Genomic DNA, 24,640 nt, shown 5'->3' on the forward strand with positions numbered 1-24,640 from the left:
TTAGGTAGTCGCCGTGCGTTTTGATGGATTGACTACCACAGGTATTTTATCGCATTTTCATGCGGAAATACGGACATAACATTTATTACGCAAACTTAATTTTTTGCTCTCATTTATTTTTAAGCTTGAATGAGTAGTTGGCACTTTTTAGGGCAATAAGCACTTTAACAGTCAAAAAAGGCTTATAAAAAAGCGCATTTAACCTAAAACAAAAGACCCAATAATAAAAGCTGACCAATTCGACAGGTTTTATTTGCTTTTATCATAATTTTCTTATAGTTTAGTAGAGATTGCTAACGCACAAGGTTTATATTTTAGATTTTTACTTCTGCCAGCATCTTTCTACATATATCAAAATTACCTCAATACTTGTAATTTTCTAAGTAACTAATTTTCACCACCCCAAGGAGACATAGATGTCAACTGCATATAAATCAGCGATCGACCTAGTACGTGAATTAAAGCAAAAGCACGGTAACTGGCAGAATATCAGCGAAACCGATGCGGCACGTATGATGTCACAAAACCGTTTTAAAACGGGCTTAGATATCGCCAAATATACTGCAAAAATCATGCGTCAAGACATGGAAGACTATGACAATGATACGTCTCAGTACACGCAGTCTTTAGGTGCATGGCATGGTTTTGTGGCTCAACAAACCATGTACGCTAAGAAAAAATATTTCGGTACTACGTCTAAAACTTACATCTATCTATCAGGTTGGATGGTTGCAGCCCTTCGCTCTGAGTTTGGTCCTCTTCCTGACCAGTCTATGCATGAAAAAACCTCTGTACCTAAGCTAATCGAAGAAATCTATACCTTCTTGCGTCAAGCTGATGCTAAAGTATTGAACGACTACTTCCGTGAGCTAAATGCTGCAGAAGAAGCGGGTCAAGATACCTCAGCCATCCTAGAAAAAATCGAAAACTTTGATTCACATGTTGTGCCAATCATTGCTGACATCGATGCAGGTTTCGGTAACGAAGAAGCCACTTACTTGCTAACTAAGCAAATGATTGAAGCGGGTGCTTGTGCTATTCAGGTTGAAAACCAAGTATCTGACGCGAAGCAATGTGGTCACCAAGCGGGTAAAGTCACTGTACCGCATGAAGACTATATCGCAAAAATCAACGCTATTCGTTATGCATTCTTAGAGCTTGGTGTTGAAGACGGCGTTATCGTTGCTCGTACTGACTCTGAAGGCGCGTCACTAACGCAAAAAATTCCAGTATCAAATGAGCCAGGCGATCTTGCTTCTCAGTACATCGATTTTATCGAGATGGAAGAAGTCACGCTAGAAAACGCCAAAGAGAACGACAGCTTGCTTAAGCATAACGGCAAACTAGTACGTCCAGTTCGTCTTCAAAATGGTCTATATCAATTCCGTGAAGAAACGAACATTGACCGTGTCGTACTTGACTGTGTAACGGCTCTAGAAAATGGCGCGGATCTACTATGGATCGAAACACCGACTCCAGACGTCGCACACATCAAAATGATGGTTGATCGTATTAAAGAGCAACAGCCAAAAGCCAAGCTTGTATACAACAACAGCCCATCGTTCAACTGGACACTGAATTTCCGTAAGCAAATCATCGCTCAGTGGGAAGAAGAAGGCAAAGACCTATCTGCCTACAATAAAGATGACTTGATGAGTGCTGATTACGATGGTACTGAACTTGATACCGCAGCTGACGAAGCGGCTAGAAACTTCCAACGTGATGCATCACGTGAAGCAGGTGTGTTCCATCACTTAATCACGCTACCTACTTATCACACCACTGCGCTTAGCGTGCATGAGCTTGCTAAAGGCTACTTCGGTGAAGATGGTATGCTTGCTTATGCTGCTGGCGTACAACGTAAAGAAATCCGTGAAGGCATCGCTTGTGTGAAGCATCAAGCAATGGCTGGTTCTGACCTTGGCGATGATCACAAAGAGATCTTCTCAGGTGAAAACGCCCTTAAAGCTGGCGGCGGCAAGAACACCATGAACCAGTTCTAATCACTGACCACTTATAAGTACATCTCGTAAGCACCAGTTATAAAGAAAGCCGTCCTATCTTGTAGGGCGGCTTTTTTATGTCTGCTTATTTGCACTCTATTATTGTAAGATTTTGAGCATTGTGAGCTTGTTAATTCTTAATTTGAGTGCTTATTATCCTTACTATCAGTCTCTTTCATATTATTGCTATAATCCTCTACCTGACTGCTCTGTATACCGAGTGAATCGTGACTTTTTGGATTTTCACCCATCAGCTCACGCTTCATATTTTTTATACGGGGACCATGTTTAAAAAATTTACGATAGATTGACTTTATCATTCTGTAAATTAGATAAAAAATACCGCCAAGTACAAGCAACCACCACAGTTGTATCAATCCAAGCGCTACTGATCTAAGTATCTCCCAGCCATCTTTAAATGCTTGACTCACTTGACTACTAAAACTTGGCTGCTCAGCATCTAATAGCACATCCAGATTTTGTGTGGTTTCTTTATAACTGATATCTGGCTGCATAAAGGTCAGGTTAATTGTGCTATATTGAACTTTATCAGCAATAGCTAGTTGCTCAAGCTTGGCAAGCTCTTGCTGACGACGTGCCGCATAAGTCGCGGTAATAGCATCAACATTGCTACCTTGGTCTTTATCATTTTTACTATTGAGGCGTTCTTGGCTAAGCTCGCTTGCCATATCACTATTTAGCTGGCTCGCTAGCTGTTCACGATAAATATCTAATGTCACATCTTGAGCACTAAACTGCTGCCCATTTAAAAATGCGACTTGCTGTTGTAATTGCGCTAGGAACTTACTGACATTGGCGCGAGGAATACGAACCGTCATGTCAGCTTGACGAGTGTAGGTTGTAATTGTGATATTTTTATTGCCTTGTACAAAGGTTCGACTATCACGTGGATGATTACTAATATTGCTAAGTGCCACATAACCAGACTGTTGCCGTGTCAAACTCTCAATAGCATCACTAGTTTTGACGACATCTTCAACTTTAAAATCAGCACTGGCAGTTATCAATAGCGCTTTGCCCGCAATTTTAATGTCTGCTGCCTGACTACCAAGGGTCTGTTCACTAGTGCTCGATAGGTTTGCAACTTCTAAATCATCAGCGTTAGAGGCATTATCAGCTGCCGCATCGGACATGATGCCGACCATCTCTCCTTCTGTAGCGTCTGCAACTTCTTCGGTTGCCACTGCTGTCAGGTCTGCGCCGCTTTCTACATATTCAGAAGAGCTATCGCAGCCAACTATCAATAAAACAGACCCAAGCATTATTGGCAGACATAAAACTGATGGAAACAAGGCTTTAGGCAGTAATATTAAATGCGACTGCTGCGTGTCACACTTTTTTTGATTGCATTGTGTCATTATTTTATAATCCGGCATTTTATGAGATATGATAAATATATTGGATAAAAATATTTTAGCTTCTATTATAAAGCCAACCACCTTTATCCTACTTTTGTTTAATAATTAACGTTAATTATAATGATTACTTACTAAAAGTATATCTCTAATATTGGCTCAGATTATTTATAGAAAAAATTTTGCTTGTTATTCGCTGATAGCTTTCATACGATGGTAGTCATTCAAATTTATTAAAATAATCGGGAGCCATCATGCAAGAGATAGAGCTAAAGTTTTTAGTACCAGAGTCGCGACTGAAAGGTTTGATGCGCCAAGCACGAGTCAAATCTTCTGAGGTGACACAACTGGCTGCCCATTATTATGATACCCCAGACCAACAGCTTGCAGAGGCAGGCATTGGCTTGCGTATCCGTAAAGAAGGCGATGCTTGGGTACAGACCATCAAAGCGGGCGGCGATGGCATTGCAGCACGCTTAGAGCATAATGCGGTACTGGATAATGAACAAGTACAAGCGATGCTCGATAATAATACGCTCATGCCTGATTTAACCATTTATAAAAACACCTCTGTCGCCCCTGCCTTGGCTGAATTTAAGCTAAAAAAACTGGCTAAAAATCTCACACGGCTATATGTGACCGATGTAGAGCGCACCACACGATTGCTAGTGGGTGATAGTGGTAGTGATGGTGATGCAAATAACCATGTCGAGATGGCGTACGATTATGGAGAAATTATTCACGGTAATGATGATACTCAGCGTGATGCTATTCAAGAGATTGAGTTTGAGCTGATATCAGGAGATATCGATTTTTTATTTGCAACCGCCAAAACTTGGTGTAAGCGCTACAAGCTTTGTTTGTCTACGGTAACCAAGGCTGAGCGCGGTGGTTTACTAATCACAGAACAGCAGCATAGTCCAGCTGTCCACGCTGACCTTGATCAGCTAAATATCGATAAGAAAATCAGTATGCCTGCCTTTGTGCGCGCAGCGGTACATAACTGTCTGTTGCAAATACTGCCCAATAGCAGCGCTATCGTCGCTGGCAGCGAAGAGGACGACCATGCATTACAACTATACATTGGTATTGTCCGCTTGCAAGCTGCCCTACAAGCATTTGCCAGCTATTCTGACGAAATCAATCCAGACTGGCTGCCGATACTACAACAAACAGCCATGTTATTGAATGAATATCGAGAGCTTGCCCATCTTGCCTCACATATAGAGCCTAATTTACAACAGCAAGGTGCACCTACAGTCGATTGGGCAACAGATATGGATGCACTGAATATTACTCCGAAAGATGCCATCTGTGCCAACGATTTTCAACTGACCTTACTTGAGCTGATCGCCTTTACCATGAGCGACCCAAGCCTTGAACCGAAGGCTGATCAACTCGCCATCGATAAACTGGCAAAAACCTTATCCAAACAGCAAGCAAAGCTTGGCAAAGCAGTACAAAAGCTACAGAGTAAAAAAGACCTTGGCTCAAATAACATTAATATAGAAAGCAATGATTTAAAAGATGATGATTTACAAAGTGTTGACTTAGAAGATAGTGACTTAGAAAACGTAGATTCAAAAAGTGACGATATAGAAAATATTGATCTAGACGATAATGAGGCAGAGCATGAGCTGCATGAGCAGTTAACCCCCTTACTTTATATCAGTGAGTTTGCCACGCCATTATTAGATAAGAAAAAGTCAAAAAAGAAAAAAGCCAAGAAGGAAAGCAAACGCTGGCTAAAATACTTAGCAAAAGCACAAAAGACTTTGAATAAATATCATAATCATAAAATGTACCAACAGCGCTATCAATTAAAGTCGAAGACAGATAGCAGTGCATTGTATGGCGCTGGCTGGTTTGCAGCCATGCTAGTGAGAGACCTTAAGCGCACAGAAAAACACTTGGCTAAAGTGACAGACAGCTCCATATTTCGGTAAAAATGCTCTTATAGTCGATTCAATTTAAAATAAACTAAGCTTAGAATAAAAAAGACAGCTCACTTTATATGGGCTGTCTTTTTTTGAGCGCTTGCTTTGAGGTACTTTTTTTAATTGAATGCTTAAACTCAACCATTTGAAAAACGTAATACTTCAACGTTAAGCATATTTCAAAAATTACTATCAGTTTTCTACATCTAGCACGTTTATAAGCTTAAGTATTTTATAAACCTAGCACTTTCATACGCTCACTAACTGGCTGATACGTTTTCTCGCCAGCAGGCTCAACAATGTTGCCAAATGGCATCTGTGCCACCAATTCCCAACTATCTGGGATAGCATAAGCCTTAGCTGCGTCTTCATCCACAAGCGGATTGTAGTGCTGTAGGTTGGCACCAACATTTAAAGTACGTAGCTCTGTCCACATCGCATACTGATGCATGGCTGAGGTTTGCTGAGCCCAAACTGGAAATCTATCTGCATATAACGCAAACTGCTCTTGCAATGACTCAGTCACGTTTTTATCTTCATAAAACAGCACTGTACCCGCTGCCGCACGGAAGCCGTCTAACTTTTGCTTAGTCCCAGAAAAGTCGCCATCGCCGACGGCTGCACGCAGTTTTTCTTCAGCGATATGCCACAGCTTCTGATGCTCGGCACCGAACAGTACGACCAGACGCGAAGATTGTGAATTAAAAGCAGAAGGCGTATGCAATAAAACACGCTCTGCCATATTGACAATCGCTTGTGGCTCTACTGGTAGCTCGTTGCCCAATGCATATATTGAACGGCGTTTATCAAAAGCTTGTTGTAAAGTAACTAGGCTTTCTTTAGACATCGATATTATCCTTATAGTTATCATAAAATATAGGTCAAACGAGCCAGACTAGGCATGGCAAGTTGATCATTCATAAGAAAGCTATTATAGCAATATGCTAAATAATATCTAGACTCTATAAAGTTTTATTTATCAATTACTCTATGAAGTTATTCTGTTTTACTCAGGGCATGTCCTGAGCCTGAACGAAAGTACCTAAATGGGCTAAGAATGGTTAATGAGCAACAATCGTCACCGATATGCCCTCTGCAATTTGGTCGAACAATTCAATAATATCCTTATTACGCATACGTACGCAGCCGTGCGAGAGTGGCACACCCATCGGCTCACTGTCTGGCGTACCATGAATATAAATATAACGCTGATAAGTATCACAGCCACCTTGACTATTACTGCCTTTATTAAAGCCCTCTTCCACACCACTTAGCCAAAGAATACGGCTTAATATCCAATCGCGTTCAGGATGTCGTTCACCAAGCTCAGCACTATATCTCTCGCCCGTAGGGACGCGTCCAATGAATACGGCATTTATGGGTTCATTTGCGCCAATTTTTTTGGCGATAAAGTGTTTGCCAAGAGGTGTGCAGCCGCTATCTTGTTGACTACCAATGCCATTTTTAGCAGTAGACACCGTATATTGAGCCAATTCTCTATTATGCTGGTAGAGAGTTAATGTTTGCTTAGCAATATTAACCAACAACTGCACATCAGAACTTTCGTTATTTTTCTCGTTATAGCTTTCGTTATTCTTCATAGAATATTTCCGACGGTCATTTACCCAATAGATATCATTATTGACCGCGTGATAAGTAAGTGGATTGATTTTTTCTATTATTAAGGGATTGTATCAAGGCTTTTGGCACCGTAATATAGGGGCACACTTTTTGATGCTAGCAGATTATGACGACTATTTCACCGACACGTGTGTCGATGTATGATTTTCTCTATCAAGATACCAAGCCAATGGTATCTTTATTGGCCGATGCCGCCAAGCTTTCATTACCACAAGCTCGATTGGCAATGGATGCCAGTTTGCAGGCCATTATCAGTGCCTTGCTTGCTTACCAGCAGCACAATGACGGACAAGCTGTGAGCAAAAAGCTATTTAGTCGCGGCGCTGTTAAAGAGCTACGCCAATATAATTCGATGAATTTTTCGACCATGAATGCGACGTTATATCATCGCCATGAAGCGGCGGATGCGATATTTTATGATAATGCTCGCGTGATTAAAGCGAGTGACTATATTGCTCAGCAAATTGACGCAACAACGCAGCAAGTACAGATACTCCTCACGTCCTTATGCGTGATTGTCTTACGTGAACTGGCTATTTTAGCCGACTATAGCCAACTTGATAACGACGAGATGGATAAGTGGTTCGCTTTACAGCCACAGTTTTTATCAGCTGCTCGCTTTGCCATCAATGAGCCAGCGTCTGTCTCTGTTAAATTGAATGAGGTAAATGAAGATAACAGTCTAGTCGCAGCATCAGAGATCAATTTAGACTCGACATTAAAAACAAAATCAGCAGCCGAATCCGAAAAACATCCTAATACAGAACGTGCCTTATTAAGTACAGAACAGCTCGCTGACACCCCACCAGCGTTCAATCCTTACTGGCATGAATTGACGACATTCAAGCCTGAAAATCAACAGCCTGTGCAAGATATGCAGTTGGCAACTGGCAATTATTTAAAAGCCATTGGACGCTCACCTGATAACTTGCAGCAAGGTCGCCATAACGATATGCTAGTCTTTACAGAAATGCAAGCCATTGCCTTGCCACACCAACGCTGGCTATTACAGCTCGCCAAAATCTCAGATATCTATCTCAGTCGTAATCGCCTACGTATTACCTCCGAACCTGCCAGCGCACCCAAACCACCTTTGGTAAGCTTGGGTTTAATTGGTGGTAATAACGATAATACGCCGACCACCACCAGCGAAAAGCCCATTGAATACGAGGCATCAATACCCCTCTGGAAAAATCCGGTTATCCTGATTATTATTGCTGTGATCGGGGTGCTTGGCGGGCTTGCAACGCTCAAGTATCAAAGCCAAAAATCTGACGGTGTGTTACTGGCGACAGAAGAAGTCATAGAACAAGATGTTATCGAAGAACGTCAGCAGCAGGATGTGGCTATTGTCATGGTTGACGATGAGGAGCCTGATGATAAAGAAACAAAAGCGGCTCAATGATAAATAAAAGCTCTGAATACAGAACTTCTTAATTAGCAAAAAATCATCGAACAAACCTTTAAAAAATCCACAAAAAAAAGGCGCTATTCGTATAGCGCCTTTTTCTATTCATATTTTTTATTCATGCTTTATCTAGCACAGTCTATTAAGACCGGCTTACTTCGATAAATCACGACCACGACTGGCTTCGATAGCCAAACGTAGACCATTTAGACGGATGAAACCTTCTGCATCTTTTTGATCGTAAGCACCCGCATCATCTTCAAAAGTCGCGATTTTTTCGTCAAACAACGAATCATCTGACTTACGACCAACAACGCTCACAGCACCTTTGTATAACTTCACACGTACTGTGCCATTGACATATTCTTGTGACTTGTCAATCAATGCTTGTAACATCATACGCTCAGGACTGAACCAATAACCATTGTAGATAGTTTTGGCGTAGCGTGGCATCAGCTCATCTTTTAGATGCGCCGCTTCACGATCGAGCGTCAATGACTCAATACCGCGATGCGCTTTTAGCATAATGGTACCCGCTGGCGTCTCATAGCATCCGCGTGATTTCATACCAACATAACGGTTTTCTACGATATCCAAACGTCCAATACCATGCTGACCGCCAATCTCATTTAACTTAATCATGACTTCATACGGCTTAAGTGCTTCACCATCGATGGCAACGATGTCGCCTTTTTCGTATTCTAATTCTAAGTATTGTGCTTCGTCAGGCGCTTCTTCTGGGCTCACTGACCAGCGCCACATATCATCTTCTGCTTCGGCGTAAGGGTCTTCTAAAATACCGCCTTCATAAGAGATGTGTAATAAGTTGGCGTCCATTGAGTACGGAGATTTTTTCTTATTGCCCGCATAATCAATCGCAATGTTATGCTCTTTGGCATATTCCATCAAGCTCTCACGGCTAGACAAGTCCCACTCACGCCATGGGGCAATGGTAACCACGTCAGGCGATAAAGCAACGGCGCCAAGCTCAAAACGGACTTGGTCATTCCCTTTACCAGTAGCGCCATGACTAATAGCATCGGCGTTGTGTTCTTTAGCAATCTCAACCAAGCGCTTGGCGATTAACGGACGGGCGATAGAAGTCCCTAGCAGATACTCGCCTTCATAGATGGCATTGGCGCGGAACATTGGGAACACATAATCACGGGCGAACTCTTCACGTAAGTCTTCAATATGGATATGTTTGATGCCCATAGCTTCAGCTTTGGCGCGTGCTGGCTCAACTTCTTCGCCTTGACCGATATCAGCAGTAAAGGTAATCACTTCTGCATCATAGGTTTCTTGCAGCCATTTAGCGATAATGGAGGTATCAAGACCACCTGAATAGGCCAAGACGATTTTATTAATATTTTTTGGATCAAGTTGAGCCATGAAGAACTCCTATTGTGAGCATTTAGTGTTAGGAAAAGCGCTAATATTCAATCAAAAGATAAATTACTTGCTCAGTGTACATCATATTTACTATAGGCAAAAGTGCAACTGCCCCATGGCATAAGCTTTTGATTTAAATTTTGAGTCGATAGATTTCAATTATTCACATATAGGTGACAGTTGATTGCCGCAAATTAAAAAACAATCCATGTATTATGTACAGATATTTAGCCGCATATTTAGTCAAGTAGGCAAATCTGTTATGATAGCGGTACAGTATCCCTTCCTTTTATTTCCGTATATGACGATATAGAGCGCGACGACATTATGACTGATTCGATTAGAGAATTGACCATCCTTCAGCCAGACGATTGGCATATCCATTTGCGTGATGGCAAAGCATTGAGCACTACTGTATCACATGCAGCAAACAGCTTTAACCGTGTCATATGTATGCCAAACTTAGTGCCTCCTGTTAAGAACACTGACGATGCGCGTGCCTATCGCGACCGTATCATGGCGCACTTAGTAGCCAGTGAGCTGAGTACTGAGCGCAAAACTGCATTTGATCCACGTATGACTTTATATCTCACTGACAAAACCACTGCTCAAGATATAGAGATGGCAGCAAAATCAGGTATCGTCCAAGCGGTCAAGCTTTATCCTGCTGGCGCGACTACCAATTCGGCTGATGGCGTCACCAATATTAACGCCTGTGTCGATGTTTTTGAAGCATTAGAAAAGTACAACCTACCACTATTGATACATGGCGAAGTGACGCAAGATCATGTGGATATCTTTGACCGTGAAAAGCGCTTTTTAGACGAAGTATTGGCGCAAATCATTGTCAAATTCCCCACATTAAAGATTGTCATCGAGCATATTACTACCAGTGATGCCGCTGATTTTGTCTTAGCACAAGGCAATCACATTGCCGCCACTATCACCCCGCAGCATTTAATGTTTAACCGCAATCATCTATTGGTTGGCGGTATCAAGCCACACTTTTATTGCTTGCCTATTTTGAAGCGTGAAAGCCATCAAAGAGTATTATTAGATGTGGCAACCAGTGGCAATCCCAAGTTTTTCTTAGGCACAGACTCAGCGCCACATGCGACGGATAAAAAAGAAGCCGCTTGTGGCTGTGCTGGCTGCTATAGCGCCGCAACTGCCTTGCCATTGTATGCCACCGCTTTCGATAGCGTGGGGAAAATAGACAAGTTAGAAGGCTTCGCCAGTCGTTTTGGGGCTCAGTTCTATGGACTGCCAGTCAATGAAAGCACGATTACACTTATCAATACACCTATGCAAGTGCCAGCAGCCTATCCTTACTTTGATGGCTCATCATTGACCCCGCTTATGGCAGGCGAGACACTGCCTTGGTCTATCAAAGCATAAAACGCACTAAGCAAAACCATCTGTATTCTATTTTAACTTGAGAAGTTTAACCCTATGATAAGAATGACATCTGCTAACCAGCGGTGTGATTTGTATCATAGGTTATTTATTTTTCATTTAATGTCTTAATTCAATATAACAATACGACTGATAAAAGCGATCTAACCAGATATGACCACTCCAAACGATGCCGCCTTACCTAACGAAAACCCATCAAACCCTATAGATAATAGCATTAAGAGCCCAGCAAATACTCATACAGAAGATGCCGCAGCAGACGAGCTAGCACCAATGCGTCTAAAAGACCGATTTCGTAAGTTTCTGCCTGTCGTCGTTGATGTGGAGACAGCCGGTTTTAATGCACAAACCGATGCGTTGCTAGAGATTGCCTGCATTCCTGTACTACTGGATGAGCAAGGTGTGTTTTATCCTGGGGAAGCATTCAATGCTCATATCGAACCCTTTGAAGGCGCGAATCTTGAGCCAAGTGCCCTTGCCTTCACTGGCATTGATCCCAACAATCCAATGCGTAAAGCCATTGCCGAAGACGAAAAAACAGCACTACGCCGTATCTTTAAGGGATTAAAAGAAGTACGCCGTACTGAGGACTGCCGCCAGTGCGTCTTAATTGGGCACAACGCCCATTTTGACTTAGCGTTTTTGAATGCGGCAGTGCTGCGTACCAATAACAAAAGTCACAACCCGTTTCATAACTTTTCAGTTTTTGACACAGTGACTTTATCTGCGCTGGCATTTGGTCAGACAGTACTAGCACGGGCTTGTAAGGCAGCAGGGCTTGATTTTGATGGCAATGATGCACATTCTGCCCTATACGATACACAAAAGACCGCTGAGCTGTTTTGTCATATCCTAAACCATTACCCTATGCTGGCTAATGCGATGCATACTGAAGAAAATAAAGAGGATTCGACTGAGAGTAGTCACAAATAATCCATTTATCACATATCCTATATTGCCAACTACCCATAATAATGCTATTTGTAATACTTGATGACTTTAACATCTTGGTTTTACAATCAATAGGGATATGATTGATATCACAATAAATCAGCAACTTGTCTAACCGTTGAATATCATATTGTGTAAAACAATTCAAAAACCAGACAAGTTGCTGTAACTACTCACATTAGAACGTCTCGTTATATCCTATAGATGGTTTAAGTTGCCCACATTGTCGCGATAGCCAGTACGATTCATGCTATCGAGGCGTAATAGGAGGGACTCTATTATGGATCCACAGCTTAAGTTATGGGGAACCATCCTCGGTTATATGCTGCTCGCATTGACTATTAGTGCTTGTACTTCTCTATGGATTCGTTATCATTTGAAGCGTAATGACTTACATCCTCGCCGTGCGATCAAAAAAAGATACTTAATTTTAAAAAGAAGAAGAAAAAGGCTTGACAGCAAGCGCAGACGCTATTAGAATACGCACCACTTCAGCATAAAGGTGAAAGAAGCTGAGGTGTTGTGTTACTAGTCCCCATCGTCTAGAGGCCTAGGACACCGCCCTTTCACGGCGGTAACGGGGGTTCGAATCCCCCTGGGGACGCCACTATTTGGCGTCACTTATTAGCAAGTTTGCTGCAAAGCATCTGATAAGACTAATAAGCGTACCACCAAAAAGCCCAATCACATACTATTGTGATTGGGCTTTTTTTATGCCTGTTTTTTATATCATGAGGCTCTTGATACCTTAGCACTCAGTTCGTCATCGCCGATTTACTTGATAAATGAAGCATAATTAATTTTATAGATAAGATTCGGTATTAAGTTCGCTCAAGATATTAAGATATATTTACTAAGTGTCGCTATCTATGGTTTCTATACCTAGCTTGATATTTTGTTTATTTATTGAACTCTTCATCATAAATTTAAGCAAAAAAATCCAGCATTGAATACTGGATTTTTAAATCAAACAGTCTATTTTTACAAAAGCTACCAAATCTTATCTGATAGCATTAGCCACAACAATGTCATCACAATCATGATACCGAGTACTGTTTGAATCAAGAAGAATGCTTGATGCTGACCAACAACCTTACTTAACGTCACCCCTAACGTGCTGTACTTGATAGGTGGCGTGTCAATATTGCCAGTTCTTGCTTGTTCCTCATAATACCCTTGTAAGATATCTAAAAATTCGCACCATGCGTTAGAGCCCCAATCATAGGGTTTAAATGGCATGAGTTTTTTCAGCTCAGGCTCTTTGGTCATCCAACGTTCAAGTGTAATGGAGCGTAGAGACCAGTTCGAAAAACGGCGTTCAGTAATTTCTGAAAAATCTAAGATTTTTAATTCTTTATGTCGATCGTCTAATAATAAGCGATTCTTTAGATTGGTTAAATCTTGTTCTGACCCTTCTGCACATTGAAAAAAGTAGCCATTGCCATAGCAAAGAATACCCGTAACATTATCGGCTTGGTTACGCTCAATCGCGACCTCTGAGATGTCGTTAAGCGTGCTGGGGCTTGAAAGACCAGTCGAAGTAATTTGGCTTATATATATAAGCTGGCAGAGATCTGTCGTCACTGGATTTGTCGAATCGTTGATTGTTGACAATCAGCTTCTCCCTATTTTTAGGTAAATGTAGCTAAGACAACCATACTAAATTTAGAAAAAACATAGAAACAAGATCTTTGAAAATATCAAATAGGCTTGGTATATTATTGATTTTATAAATGTTTATATTAATTGTATTAAGTTGGTTACATCATAGGCTAGTTTAGTCATCAAAGCAATATATGTTTATCTTATATCATTAATTGAAAAAACCAAACAATAATTCGCAATTATTTATATCGAGAACTTGCACTGTGGTTTATGGGCAGCGATAGGATAAATAGGTAATATGGGAGAGGAAAGTTATGATAAAAATCGTCACCAATGAGCGATAAGACCACTGGCTCATTAATGAGATTGATACAGACTGATGGCTATTGCGAGTGTTTAATTATTTTTAGTCTGCTCAGAACTGAGCGTTAATAATCGCTGCGAGCAAGATAGCATCATCGGGATAGGTGAGCTTAATATTCTGGCGACTGCCAGTCACGAGGCGAATGGGTAGGTCTAAACATTCAAATGCACTGGCTTCATCAGTAATAGTGAGCTCGTGTTCAGCGACATAAGTCAATACTTTTTGCAGCTGACCCAAGCGAAACACTTGCGGCGTTTGTGCTTGCCACATATGACGGCGATCGATAGTACATTTAGCGTAAGAATGTGGGCTGCTACTCACTGTCAGGTTAGCTACAGGCGTCTCACCTACAAGCTCAGATTGAGCGGTAGACTGGGGATAAGACTCCTTTAAAGTATCAGCCACCGGTGTCGCTAAGATAGCACCATAGGGCTCTAGCATCGCCGCTTCGATGACTTGTTCAATATCATGACTGGGAACCGCAGGACGCGCAGCATCATGAATAATAACCAAATCTGAATCGTCGGCTCCCGCCTCAATAATCGCCTTTACCCCTGCTCTTACTGACTGCCAACGCTCATCGCCGCCAATCACATAATTGATGGGGAGCGCAAAATTAAGCGTCTGTGCCGTACTGTCATCTGCTGCGATGACTAATAAACATGTATCAATATAAGCACTACTAGCAAGCCGTGCCACACTATGCTGTAGCAAGGTCTGCCCTTGCAACATCGTATATTGCTTGGCAATAGAGGCACCAAAACGACTACCGCGACCCGCAGCGACGATCATGGCATGTACATTAGGTGTGATATTCATAAGGCAATATTCATAAAGTAGTATTCATGGTTAGAGCCCATGATAGTATTGCTAGGGATAGACGAGGAATAAGAGAAGTAACGAATTTCAGGTGAATAAGATTTCTATTATAGACAATAGAAGATCATAATTTTAGACAGTTAAGGGGAATTAATAACGGCTATGCGTCGTGGGCGCCGTAGATACTTGTACAAAGGTCTCGTTCGGCTTAATCAAACCCAAGTCTAAACGAGCGTGCTCTTCTACTGCCTCAAGACCAGTTTTTAAGTCATGTACATCAGTACGCAATAAGTTATTTGCTGCCACTTGGTTTTCGTTTAAGCGTTGTTGTTCTTCGATTTGAGTCAGCAATTTATTATGCTCAAAGCGACCATTTTCGCCCAGCCAATACTGATATTGCAATCCCAAAAGGACGGCAACGGCTAGAGCAAGTAGCATAAATTGGCTAAAGTATTTCATAAGATAATAACGCCGAACAACATAGAGACAATAATAAAAATAAAAAACCAGCTAAGCTTGCTAAGCGATATATCACCATATTAATGATGACATATCGCCTAGCTGTAGCAAGAAATCTGGCTTGTTAACCACGTAGACCGATGAACTCTTCACGACCACGATAGCTTGCACGTACTTGTTGCTCGATACGTAGCAGCTGATTGTATTTTGCCACACGGTCTGAACGACATAGTGAGCCAGTTTTAATCTGACCAGCAGCCGTACCAACGGCTAAATCTGCAATGGTGCTGTCTTCAGTTTCACCTGAACGATGTGAGATAATGGTTGCATAGCCATTTTTCTTCGCTAGATAGATCGCATCTAGCGTTTCTGATAAAGTACCGATTTGGTTAAACTTAATCAAAATTGCATTGGCAATATGCTTATCAATACCCTCTTGCAAGATAGCAGGATTGGTCACAAATAAATCATCACCAACCAACTGAACTTTATCACCAATCTGCTCAGTCAAATATTTCCAACCATCCCAATCAGACTCGTCAAGCCCGTCTTCGATAGAGATAATAGGATATTGACGCGCCAAGCCGACTAGATAATCTGAGAATCCTTGGCTATCAAAGGCTTTGTTGCCCTCGCCTGCCAAGATATATTGACCATCTTTGTAGAATTCGCTAGCCGCACAGTCTAACGCCAAATGAATGTCTTCGCCCGCTTTATAGCCGACTTGCTCAATCGCTTGCATGATAACGGTGATGGCTTCTTCATTGCTACGTAAGTTTGGCGCAAAACCACCTTCATCACCAACCGCAGTATTTAAACCTTGTGATTTCAACACAGATTTCAAGCTGTGGAAAATCTCTGTACCAGCACGCAATGCTTCTGAGAAGCTGGTGAAACCAACAGGCTCAATCATGAACTCTTGGATATCAACGGTGTTATCCGCATGCTCACCACCGTTCAAGATGTTCATCATCGGTACAGGCATCGTCAGCGACGTCTGATTGCGCAAGTTTGCAATATATTGATGTAATGGCAGATTTTGTGACTTGGCAGCGGCTTTAGCCGTAGCAAGTGATACCGCTAGCATGGCGTTGGCACCAAGACTGTCTTTGTTTTCTGTGCCATCTAGCGCAATCATTGCATCATCAATGCCTTGCTGTTCGGTGACGTCTTTATCCATCAACGCGCTGCGAATTTGGCTATTGACGTTAGCAACGGCTTTTTTGACGCCTTTACCCATATAGCGACTTTGGTCACCATCACGTAGCTCAAGCGCTTCGCGTGAACCAGTTGATGCACCACTTGGTGCAGCAGCACGGCCAATAGTGCCATCAGCTAAGATTACATCAGCTTCGATGGTTGGGTTACCACGCGAGTCTAAAATCTCACGGGCGCGAATGTCTTTAATTGCGGTGACGTTGGTGGTTTCTTCAGCGTACATAATGTCTGTTAATTCCTTTGGTCATGCCAAGTTTGTGGGATAAATAACGGCAACTAGAATACAAAAAAGATAAAGCAAAATATCGTATAGTGCTATGCTCAAACCAGCTTTGCTTATCTATATAGTCAGCAAGTTTTGAGCAGGATTAAAGGTGGTTTTAATATTTTAATCGTCAGCTATAGTGCTTGGCATCATAGCATAAATTTTGCCAAACTTCCCTTATCTTGCACCGACTGGCGCTGATAAAATCACACTTAGATAAACAAATTACCAATTATGGATTTGTCTCAGCACCTATAATATTAAGAGCCATATGACTCTTATGCTTTTGTTAGACGTTCTGTTTTAGCGTGGGAGCCAGATACTGTGTTATCCAGCTCAACCTTTGTTTTAAATTGGGTCAATCGTAAGGCATTCATTAATACTGAAATAGAGCTAAGCGCCATCGCAGCGGCGGCAATCATAGGGTTTAAGAAACCAAAAGCGGCCAGCGGAATACCAAGGCAATTATAAATAAAAGCAAAAAACAGATTTTGCTTGATGTTGCGCACTGTTGCATTAGCGATTTTTTGCGCGGCATCAATATGCATCAGTGACTCACCCATCAAGCGGGCAGACGCACTATGCTGGGCGACGTCTGTGCCTTCAAACATGGCAAAGCTTGCATCGGCAGTTGCCATCGCTGGCGCATCGTTGACACCATCACCTGCCATAGCAACTTTATGACCAGCCGTTTGCAACAAGGCAATTTGACTGGCCTTATCGCGTGGGCTCATTTTACCATAAGCTTGCTCAATGCCCAGCTGCCCTGCCACATGATCGACCACAGACTGCTTATCACCACTCATCAAAATGATATTGATACCTGCGTCTTGCAGCGCAGTAATAGCCTTCGGAGTATCTACTTTTAAGTTATCAGCTAGGGCAAAAGCACCCAAAGCTTCATCATTAATACTAACGGCAACGGTACTGGCAATTTGCCATACCTTTGGCATCAGCTTAGGCAGTGTTAAATTAGCAAACTCTGCGGTACCGACTTTTACCACACCCAAACCTTCAATATTTGCTTGTATACCAGCGCCTTTAATGACACTAATATCAGTCACATTCATCAACGGCAAATTTCGCTCAGTAGCCGCGTTAACCAATGCTGTTGCTAGCGGATGACTGGCATGCGCCTCAACGCTTGCGGCAATTTGTAACACATCATCGACTGCGATCGATTTATCCACCATCACATGGTCCACGATAGTCGGCTTACCAATGGTCAAAGTACCTGTCTTATCGAGCACTACTGTATCGATGTTGCCTGCCGCTTCAAGGCTTTGCGCATCCTTAAACCAGACGCCATGACGAGCAGCAACACCCATACCAGCCATGATAGCGGCTGGCGTTGCCAAACCTAAAGCACAAGGACATGCAATGACCAACACCGAGACGGCATGCATCAAGGCAGTATCAATCATCCCAGTCAGCCACCACGTCACTCCAAAGGTGATAAGCGCAATGACAACGACGACTGGGACGAATACCGCCGTCACTCTATCCGCAAGACGGGCTAAATTGGCTTTTGAGCCTTGGGCATCGCTGAGGGCTTGTACCATATCACCAAGCTTTGTATCACTACCTTTAGCACTGACGCGGTATAACAAGCTGCCATTTTCAACCAACGCCCCTGCCAATAATTTATCTCCCACTTCTTTTTTAAGCGGTACCGACTCACCCGTTAAATGACTCTCGACACACCAGCCAGCACCATAGATAACCACCCCATCGGTTGCAACTCGGCTGCCTTGCTTGGCACGCAAAATATCACCAACTTGCACGTCTTTAAGAGCAATATTATGAAAATCACCATTAGGCTGCTGCTGTTCGACTTCATCGGGCGTTAAGGACAATAATAAATCGATACTATTGAGGCTGTGTTTTTTGGTGCGCTCTTCTAGATACTTACCCGTACGCACAAAAGCAATGACCATGACGCCTGCTTCAAAATACACCGCAGGACTGCCATCCGCATCGTGACCACCAGCATGACCACTTTGCAGCAAACTGTTTAAAGTGCCATCACCATGGGTCAGCCACAGATACGTTGAATACGCCCAAATAGTCACGGTACCGATGACGACTAGCACGTCCATATTAGCAAGACCACCTTTAATCGACGCCCAAGCGCTTTTGTAAAATGGCAAGGCAAATCCAAACTGTACAATGGTCGCTAATATAAATTGAGTCCAAATTGGCGGCATCCACGCCATACCCTGCCCAACAAGCATACCTGCCATACCAACTAAAAATGGCACCAAACAAATCCATAACCCAATCAAGCGCCATGGGTACTGAGTCGCGGTATCTTCGTCTGTTTTTGCAAACAAACTATCGGCCGCCTGCAAATTGGCAACGAAGCCTGTTTTATTTACCCATTCTGTCATTTGTTCAGGCGTGGTCTGCGTTGGGTCATAATCAACATTCGCAGTTTCGCCAGCGAAATTTACACTCACCTCGTATACCGACGGCTTTTTGTTGAGCACCTTCTCAATTCTCGAGGCGCAGGCTTGACATGTCATTCCATCAATGGCCAGCTGCAAGTGTGCACGCTGCGGCGCGAGCGGCGTATTGGACTGAATATCAGTTTTTACATCGTAGGCGTCATGATTGTCAGTTTGGGTAGTATCATTCATAAATAAAACTCGGTATGGCGTTTATGCGTTATGGCGTTATGGCGTTATAAAGTCGTCTGAGCTAGGACAGCAACTCAGTGGATGGAATATCTAAGTCAAACAAATAGCACGCTTTAAAATTTAATATTGGTATGGTCGCACTGAATAATAAGTACGCTACTATCAATAATTTTTAACCATTAAAAAACCAGCCTTGATAGCCGGTTTTTTAATACAAATGAAGCAGGTTAAGCATTAGCAACAGTGGCATCAAAGCCAGCATCGTCGATAGCAGCAGCAATTGTCTCTACACTGGTTTTGCTATCATCAAAAGTAACCGTCGCTTGATTATCTGCCAGCTCAATACTGATATCGTCTAAGCCATCGATATCAGCAGTGGCGTTATGAACACTGGCTACACAGCCACCGCAAGTCATGCCATCAATTTTAATAATACGTGTTTGGTTTGCCATGAGAGGCTCCTTATTTTTGTAACTGAGTTTTTATAGGTAAATACTTTTATTAAAGAATTGCTTTTATAATTGTCTTTTTAAGACGGCTATCTTTTAAGACGTTATAAAAATAGCACTTAACCAGCTTAAGCCCTATCACGGTTAACAACAAGGCTCTTTGATTATCACTTTATTAATAGAACCGTAAATAATGGAACTGTAAATAATAGAACCGTGAATTTATGCCTAAGTGACAGACAATAGCGCTTATTTTAGAATAACGTCTAATCATCATGACGTGGGTTTTGCGGTGCATCAAGAGGAAATGGCTGAGTCACATAATCGACCGTACTAATTGCCGCCGTAAACGCATGAATACTGGTGTCTGTATCTTCATAACGTATGGTGGCAACATTATTATCAGGATCAAGCTCGATGGCCGTCACCCCTGTGATATTTTTCAGCGCTGTCATCACACTCTTTAATCCTTCATCATTATCGATATTTTCGATACTGACTGTTGCTGTTTGCATCGCCATAATCTCAGCCTCTTATTGTCTGTGAATACATTAATGGGTATCTAACACCTCAAAGCCCTTAACCAAGTCATCAATTTGCTTCAACTGACGCAAAAACGGCTCTAACTGGCTCATACGTAGCGCACACGGACCATCGCATTTTGCAGTTTCTGGATTTGGATGCGCCTCTAGAAACAACCCTGCCAGTCCTGTCGCCATCCCTGCTCGTGCCAATGTTGTGATTTGTTCACGGCGTCCACCCGCACTATCGCTACGGCCGCCTGGCTGCTGTAAGCTATGCGTCACATCAAAAAATACGGGGATATCCATCTGCTTCATGGTATCAAAACCAAGCATATCAACGACCAAATTATTGTAACCAAAGGCACTGCCGCGCTCACAAAGGATCAACTTATCGTTACCGCCTTCAAGGCATTTGTTCACGATATGGCGCATCTCATGCGGCGCTAAAAACTGCGCTTTTTTGATATTGATAATCGCATCCGTCTTCGCCATCGCGTGTACTAAATCTGTCTGACGTGATAAGAATGCAGGTAGTTGAATGATATCTGCGACTTCAGCGACGGGTGCCGCTTGATACGGCTCATGCACATCCGTGATAATAGGAACTTGGAATTTTTCTTTGATTTGCCCCAGCCAATCAATACCTTGCTCTAATCCAGGACCTCGATATGAGTGCAGGCTTGAACGGTTGGCTTTATCAAAACTGGCTTTGAAAACATAGCCAATGCCCAAACGCTGACATATTTCGATATATTGCTCTGCAATCTCGAAGGCCAATTCCTTTGATTCTAAGACATTCATACCACCGAACAACACGAATGGCTGGTCGTTACCGATATTAAGAGTATTGCCATTTGGCGTAGTAAGTTTGATATGTGATTGCGCCGTTGATAAATGTTGCATGAAGTCGTTACCCTCTTTATTGTTATTAATATTTCTATCCCATATTGTAACCGATAGACTCAGTAAAAAAAGGGGTTAAGCGTAATTGCTGACCAACCATTAGAAAAATTGTCATTTTTATTGCTTAAAAACAATCTCATTCATAGCCACAGTCATAAAATTAAACGCAAAAAAAAGACCAATCCGAAGATCAGTCTTTTTTATACATGTAAGTTTTTATGCATTAACGATTATTTGCTTTCGTTATAGTTCTTAGCTGCTTTTACAAAGCTGTTGAACAGTGGATGACCACCGCGTGGCGAGCTAGTAAATTCAGGATGGAACTGTACGGCGACAAACCAAGGATGATCAGCAATTTCGACCGATTCTACTAAGTGCTGTTTGGCAGAATAACCAGATATGGTCATGCCTGCTTGCTCTAATGGCTCGATATAGCGATTGTTCATCTCATAACGATGGCGATGACGTTCAGTGATATTTTTGGCGCCATAGATTTGGCTAAGCTTGCTACCAGCAACCAATTCGGCTTGCTGCGCGCCTAGACGCATGGTGCCGCCAAGGTCCGAGTCATCACTACGAATCTGTAATTCGCCGCGCTCATCTAACCACTCAGTGATGAGACCAATGATAGGCTCTGCCGTTTTGCGATCAAACTCAGAAGAGTTGGCATCGATTTTGAGTACATTACGCGCGTACTCAATCACTGCTAGCTGCATACCAAGGCAAATACCTAAATATGGCACATTATTTTCGCGAGCATAAGTGATGGCTTTTATCTTACCATTGGTACCACGCTCACCAAAACCACCCGGTACTAGGATGGCATCAGCATTGTGTAGCTGCGCCAATAAGCTGTCATCGTCTTCTAGACGCTCAGCATCAACATAGTCAATTTTGACATCGGCTTTATGAGTGATACCAGCATGCAGCAGTGCTTCGTTGATCGACTTATAAGCATCAGGTAACTCGACGTATTTACCAACCATCGCTACCGTAAGGCTCATTTCAGGATTAAGCTGTGCTTCAACCACTTTGTCCCAATCACTCAAATCTGCTTCTGGTACATCTAAGCCAAAACGCTCACAGATCAAATCATCAAGATCCTGCTCATGAAGCGTGCGTGGAATCTGATAAATACTTTGCGCATCTTCACACATAATAACCGCACGCTCTTCCACATTGGTGAACAGCGCTATTTTGCGACGGTTGTCTTGCGAGATGTGGTGATCAGAGCGGCAAATCAATATGTCAGGCTGCAAACCGATAGAACGCAGCTCTTTTACTGAATGCTGCGTTGGTTTGGTTTTGGTTTCGCCTGCACTAGCAATGTAAGGAACTAGCGTCAAATGCATCAGCATGGCTCTATTGCGACCAAGCTCTACTTGCATTTGGCGGACGGCTTCCATAAATGGTAACGATTCGATGTCACCAACGGTACCGCCAATCTCAATAATAGCGATATCATAGCCTTCACCACTGGCTAAGATTTTACTCTTAATTTCATCAGTGATATGTGGAATAACTTGTACTGTACCACCAAGATATTCACCACGGCGCTCTTTATTTAGAACGTTTTGATAGATACGACCACTAGTAAAGTTATTGCTCTTACTCATTTTTGAATGGCGTAAGAAGCGCTCATAGTAACCCAAATCTAAATCAGTCTCTGCACCATCTTCGGTGACGAATACTTCGCCATGCTGGAATGGGCTCATCGTACCTGGATCGACGTTGATATACGGATCCATCTTGGTCATCGTGACGGTCACGCCACGGGCTTCTAAGACCGCTGCAAGAGAGGCTGCGGTGATACCTTTTCCTAGTGAGGACACTACCCCACCGGTCACAAATATAAACTTGGTCATAGTACTCTGTCGGTAATTGGTAAAGAAGGATTTTACTAAAAATACGTCAAAAAATATAGGGCAAAAGCATAAACTCTTTGAAACATTCAAGTTTTAGTACTTAGCTATTATAACCCACTGCAGCTTTAAAAAGGATATAACAAAAAAAACTCACCCCGAAGGATGAGTTTTTATAATCAGATTCTAATGCTTAGATTAGAATTTGTATTCTAGACCAGTACCAACTACGAATACTTCAGCATCGCCTTTTACCTTGGCAAGTATGTCTTTATTAGTAATAGGATCTTTAACACCAGTGTTATACATAGTATTAACGTTATCAGCATTGTTCATACCAGCATAGGCATGCATGATGATATTGTCTTTAAAGAAGTACTTACCGCCAACAACGATCTGATCTGATTCAGCGTTATCAATACCAGCTAGATTGTCAGTCTTGTTGTACTGAGTGTAAATAGAAGCTGGACGTGCAAAGTTAGCTAGCGCCATTTGAGCACTCACAACTAGACCTTTTTCTTTTTCAGAACCAGTAAAGTCATAATCTGCAACCTGATACAAAGCACCGAGTGTTATAGGGGCTGCGATGTATTTTCCTAAGTCTACAGTGGCCGTACCACGGATGATATCACCATTGATGTTTTGGTCTTTATCATAAGCCACACCAGCAGTGAAGCCTGTACCTTGGTCAAACATCATTGCAACACCGAAGCCCGCATCATTGTTGAAATTATCATCATCAGAGCTATACATAGCATACAATTCTAATGGTAGGTTATTGTATTTTGGTGCAGCCCAGATCACTGAGCTATTAATACGACCACTATCAGCCATATTCAACGCTTCAACAACGTCGTCTTCCATTTCATTCGTACCCATGTTATCCCAATAGCCTTCGTTAACAACAACGTTGTTAATTTTGTCTAGGCTAGATTGGTTTTTACCAACACGGAACTCACCGAATTGCTTGTTATTAATACCTAGGTATGTATCACGGTTAGAGAAAGTATCATTATCACCATCGATGCTTGTGCCATACTCTAATTGATAAATAACATCGGTATTAGCAGTCATGGCTTCAGAGCCTTTGAAACCTAAACGTGAAGAATGAGAGTTGATTTCTATTGTATCTTCATCAAAGTCATTTACATTACCAACTGAATTATATTCAGCATTAACGTAGTCGGCAGCTAAGAATGCTTTACCATAAACAGTTGGTGCTGCATTGGCTGCAGATACAGATAGGGCAGCAACTGCTGTAGCTAAAAGTAGTTTTTTCATGGGGTATCTCCACTTTACAATTTTAGTAATAAGCTAGCTATTATTAGCTGGTGCTCATAATGGTATCGTCACAAATCCTCAAAGATATAATGTGTAACTGGCTACCGAGATTAGTCAGAAACAAGTGT

At 42.2% G+C, this 24,640-nt stretch carries 20 protein-coding genes and 1 tRNA gene; 7 read left to right on the forward strand and 14 right to left on the reverse strand.

Annotated features, from left to right (window positions below; translation table 11 throughout):
* Positions 1 to 416 precede the first annotated feature (416 nt).
* Positions 417 to 2,003: an isocitrate lyase gene (locus JMX95_RS06335; protein WP_045444527.1), complete on the forward strand. Its 1,587-nt coding sequence runs from the start codon at positions 417 to 419 to the stop codon at positions 2,001 to 2,003.
* 137 nt (positions 2,004 to 2,140) lie between these two features.
* On the opposite strand, the gene JMX95_RS06340 is transcribed toward JMX95_RS06335, so the two are convergent.
* Positions 2,141 to 3,286: a DUF4349 domain-containing protein gene (locus tag JMX95_RS06340; protein ID WP_201560343.1), complete on the reverse strand. Its 1,146-nt coding sequence runs from the start codon at positions 3,284 to 3,286 to the stop codon at positions 2,141 to 2,143.
* 347 nt (positions 3,287 to 3,633) lie between these two features.
* Here JMX95_RS06340 and JMX95_RS06345 point away from each other — a divergent pair, with 347 nt between their 5' ends.
* Positions 3,634 to 5,325, forward strand: coding sequence for a CYTH and CHAD domain-containing protein (locus JMX95_RS06345; RefSeq protein ID WP_201554540.1), 1,692 nt, complete (start codon positions 3,634 to 3,636; stop codon positions 5,323 to 5,325).
* A 223-nt stretch (positions 5,326 to 5,548) separates the two neighbouring features.
* Here JMX95_RS06345 and JMX95_RS06350 read toward each other — a convergent pair whose 3' ends face one another.
* Together JMX95_RS06350 and JMX95_RS06355 are read right to left on the reverse strand one after the other, a co-directional pair.
* Entirely contained in the window at positions 5,549 to 6,163 is a 615-nt protein-coding gene (locus JMX95_RS06350) for a nitroreductase family protein (RefSeq protein WP_201554541.1), read from the reverse strand.
* A 214-nt stretch (positions 6,164 to 6,377) separates the two neighbouring features.
* Positions 6,378 to 6,917 carry a L,D-transpeptidase gene (locus JMX95_RS06355; protein ID WP_201560344.1) on the reverse strand — a complete coding sequence of 180 codons (540 nt, stop codon included), beginning with the start codon at positions 6,915 to 6,917 and terminating at the stop codon, positions 6,378 to 6,380.
* 146 nt (positions 6,918 to 7,063) lie between these two features.
* On the opposite strand from JMX95_RS06355, the gene JMX95_RS06360 reads away from it, so the two are divergent.
* Positions 7,064 to 8,362, forward strand: coding sequence for a hypothetical protein (locus JMX95_RS06360; protein ID WP_201560345.1), 1,299 nt, complete (start codon positions 7,064 to 7,066; stop codon positions 8,360 to 8,362).
* Between the two features lie 156 nt (positions 8,363 to 8,518).
* On the opposite strand, the gene JMX95_RS06365 is transcribed toward JMX95_RS06360, so the two are convergent.
* Positions 8,519 to 9,757: an argininosuccinate synthase gene (locus JMX95_RS06365; protein WP_060491644.1), complete on the reverse strand. Its 1,239-nt coding sequence runs from the start codon at positions 9,755 to 9,757 to the stop codon at positions 8,519 to 8,521.
* Between the two features lie 327 nt (positions 9,758 to 10,084).
* Here JMX95_RS06365 and pyrC point away from each other — a divergent pair, with 327 nt between their 5' ends.
* The 4 genes from pyrC (at position 10,085) to JMX95_RS06385 (ending at position 12,731) form a co-directional block, all read left to right on the forward strand.
* Positions 10,085 to 11,155 (forward strand): dihydroorotase, encoded by a 1,071-nt coding sequence (pyrC, locus tag JMX95_RS06370; RefSeq protein ID WP_201560346.1) that lies wholly within the window; start codon positions 10,085 to 10,087, stop codon positions 11,153 to 11,155.
* A gap of 291 nt (positions 11,156 to 11,446) precedes the next feature.
* Entirely contained in the window at positions 11,447 to 12,106 is a 660-nt protein-coding gene (gene rnt / locus JMX95_RS06375) for a ribonuclease T (protein ID WP_265089719.1), read from the forward strand.
* Positions 12,107 to 12,404: 298 nt separating this feature from the next.
* On the forward strand, positions 12,405 to 12,602 hold the full coding sequence (locus JMX95_RS06380) for a hypothetical protein (protein WP_140412980.1): 198 nt from the start codon (positions 12,405 to 12,407) through the stop codon (positions 12,600 to 12,602).
* Between the two features lie 53 nt (positions 12,603 to 12,655).
* A tRNA-Glu gene (locus JMX95_RS06385) sits at positions 12,656 to 12,731 on the forward strand.
* Positions 12,732 to 13,114: 383 nt separating this feature from the next.
* On the opposite strand, the gene JMX95_RS06390 is transcribed toward JMX95_RS06385, so the two are convergent.
* The 10 genes from JMX95_RS06390 to JMX95_RS06435 form a co-directional block, all read right to left on the reverse strand.
* Positions 13,115 to 13,738: a BLUF domain-containing protein gene (locus JMX95_RS06390; RefSeq protein ID WP_201560348.1), complete on the reverse strand. Its 624-nt coding sequence runs from the start codon at positions 13,736 to 13,738 to the stop codon at positions 13,115 to 13,117.
* A gap of 406 nt (positions 13,739 to 14,144) precedes the next feature.
* On the reverse strand, positions 14,145 to 14,912 hold the full coding sequence (locus JMX95_RS06395; protein ID WP_201560349.1) for an IspD/TarI family cytidylyltransferase: 768 nt from the start codon (positions 14,910 to 14,912) through the stop codon (positions 14,145 to 14,147).
* 150 nt (positions 14,913 to 15,062) lie between these two features.
* Positions 15,063 to 15,371 carry an FtsB family cell division protein gene (locus JMX95_RS06400; protein WP_055125147.1) on the reverse strand — a complete coding sequence of 103 codons (309 nt, stop codon included), beginning with the start codon at positions 15,369 to 15,371 and terminating at the stop codon, positions 15,063 to 15,065.
* A 124-nt stretch (positions 15,372 to 15,495) separates the two neighbouring features.
* On the reverse strand, positions 15,496 to 16,812 hold the full coding sequence (gene eno / locus JMX95_RS06405; protein ID WP_055125148.1) for a phosphopyruvate hydratase: 1,317 nt from the start codon (positions 16,810 to 16,812) through the stop codon (positions 15,496 to 15,498).
* A 320-nt stretch (positions 16,813 to 17,132) separates the two neighbouring features.
* Positions 17,133 to 19,493: a heavy metal translocating P-type ATPase gene (locus JMX95_RS06410; RefSeq protein WP_201560350.1), complete on the reverse strand. Its 2,361-nt coding sequence runs from the start codon at positions 19,491 to 19,493 to the stop codon at positions 17,133 to 17,135.
* 227 nt (positions 19,494 to 19,720) lie between these two features.
* Entirely contained in the window at positions 19,721 to 19,945 is a 225-nt protein-coding gene (locus JMX95_RS06415; protein ID WP_011280902.1) for a heavy-metal-associated domain-containing protein, read from the reverse strand.
* A gap of 263 nt (positions 19,946 to 20,208) precedes the next feature.
* Positions 20,209 to 20,463 (reverse strand): heavy-metal-associated domain-containing protein, encoded by a 255-nt coding sequence (locus JMX95_RS06420; RefSeq protein WP_201560351.1) that lies wholly within the window; start codon positions 20,461 to 20,463, stop codon positions 20,209 to 20,211.
* Positions 20,464 to 20,493: 30 nt separating this feature from the next.
* Positions 20,494 to 21,369, reverse strand: coding sequence for a 3-deoxy-8-phosphooctulonate synthase (gene kdsA, locus JMX95_RS06425; RefSeq protein ID WP_201560352.1), 876 nt, complete (start codon positions 21,367 to 21,369; stop codon positions 20,494 to 20,496).
* Positions 21,370 to 21,599: 230 nt separating this feature from the next.
* Complete coding sequence (locus JMX95_RS06430; RefSeq protein WP_045444494.1) at positions 21,600 to 23,234, reverse strand: CTP synthase; 1,635 nt, start codon at positions 23,232 to 23,234, stop codon at positions 21,600 to 21,602.
* Between the two features lie 195 nt (positions 23,235 to 23,429).
* The gene (locus JMX95_RS06435) at positions 23,430 to 24,512 is read right to left on the reverse strand and encodes a porin (protein ID WP_060491653.1); all 1,083 of its coding nucleotides are present in this window, start codon (positions 24,510 to 24,512) and stop codon (positions 23,430 to 23,432) included.
* Between the last annotated feature and the right edge of the window lie 128 nt (positions 24,513 to 24,640).

Origin of the sequence: Psychrobacter sp. NC44, from assembly GCF_904846655.1 — a bacterium.
In the GTDB taxonomy this organism is placed as follows: Bacteria; Pseudomonadota; Gammaproteobacteria; order Pseudomonadales; family Moraxellaceae; genus Psychrobacter.

Coding starts and splice junctions, on each gene's coding strand:
- JMX95_RS06335 (WP_045444527.1), top strand. CDS start 417: ATGTCAACTGCATATAAATCAGCGATCGACCTAGTACGTGAATTAAAG.
- JMX95_RS06340 (WP_201560343.1), bottom strand. CDS start 3,286: ATGCTTGGGTCTGTTTTATTGATAGTTGGCTGCGATAGCTCTTCTGAA.
- JMX95_RS06345 (WP_201554540.1), top strand. CDS start 3,634: ATGCAAGAGATAGAGCTAAAGTTTTTAGTACCAGAGTCGCGACTGAAA.
- JMX95_RS06350 (WP_201554541.1), bottom strand. CDS start 6,163: ATGTCTAAAGAAAGCCTAGTTACTTTACAACAAGCTTTTGATAAACGC.
- JMX95_RS06355 (WP_201560344.1), bottom strand. CDS start 6,917: ATGAAGAATAACGAAAGCTATAACGAGAAAAATAACGAAAGTTCTGAT.
- JMX95_RS06360 (WP_201560345.1), top strand. CDS start 7,064: ATGACGACTATTTCACCGACACGTGTGTCGATGTATGATTTTCTCTAT.
- JMX95_RS06365 (WP_060491644.1), bottom strand. CDS start 9,757: ATGGCTCAACTTGATCCAAAAAATATTAATAAAATCGTCTTGGCCTAT.
- pyrC (WP_201560346.1), top strand. CDS start 10,085: ATGACTGATTCGATTAGAGAATTGACCATCCTTCAGCCAGACGATTGG.
- rnt (WP_265089719.1), top strand. CDS start 11,447: ATGCGTCTAAAAGACCGATTTCGTAAGTTTCTGCCTGTCGTCGTTGAT.
- JMX95_RS06380 (WP_140412980.1), top strand. CDS start 12,405: ATGGATCCACAGCTTAAGTTATGGGGAACCATCCTCGGTTATATGCTG.
- JMX95_RS06395 (WP_201560349.1), bottom strand. CDS start 14,912: ATGAATATCACACCTAATGTACATGCCATGATCGTCGCTGCGGGTCGC.
- JMX95_RS06400 (WP_055125147.1), bottom strand. CDS start 15,371: ATGAAATACTTTAGCCAATTTATGCTACTTGCTCTAGCCGTTGCCGTC.
- eno (WP_055125148.1), bottom strand. CDS start 16,812: ATGTACGCTGAAGAAACCACCAACGTCACCGCAATTAAAGACATTCGC.
- JMX95_RS06410 (WP_201560350.1), bottom strand. CDS start 19,493: ATGAATGATACTACCCAAACTGACAATCATGACGCCTACGATGTAAAA.
- JMX95_RS06415 (WP_011280902.1), bottom strand. CDS start 19,945: ATGGCAAACCAAACACGTATTATTAAAATTGATGGCATGACTTGCGGT.
- JMX95_RS06420 (WP_201560351.1), bottom strand. CDS start 20,463: ATGGCGATGCAAACAGCAACAGTCAGTATCGAAAATATCGATAATGAT.
- kdsA (WP_201560352.1), bottom strand. CDS start 21,369: ATGCAACATTTATCAACGGCGCAATCACATATCAAACTTACTACGCCA.
- JMX95_RS06430 (WP_045444494.1), bottom strand. CDS start 23,234: ATGACCAAGTTTATATTTGTGACCGGTGGGGTAGTGTCCTCACTAGGA.
- JMX95_RS06435 (WP_060491653.1), bottom strand. CDS start 24,512: ATGAAAAAACTACTTTTAGCTACAGCAGTTGCTGCCCTATCTGTATCT.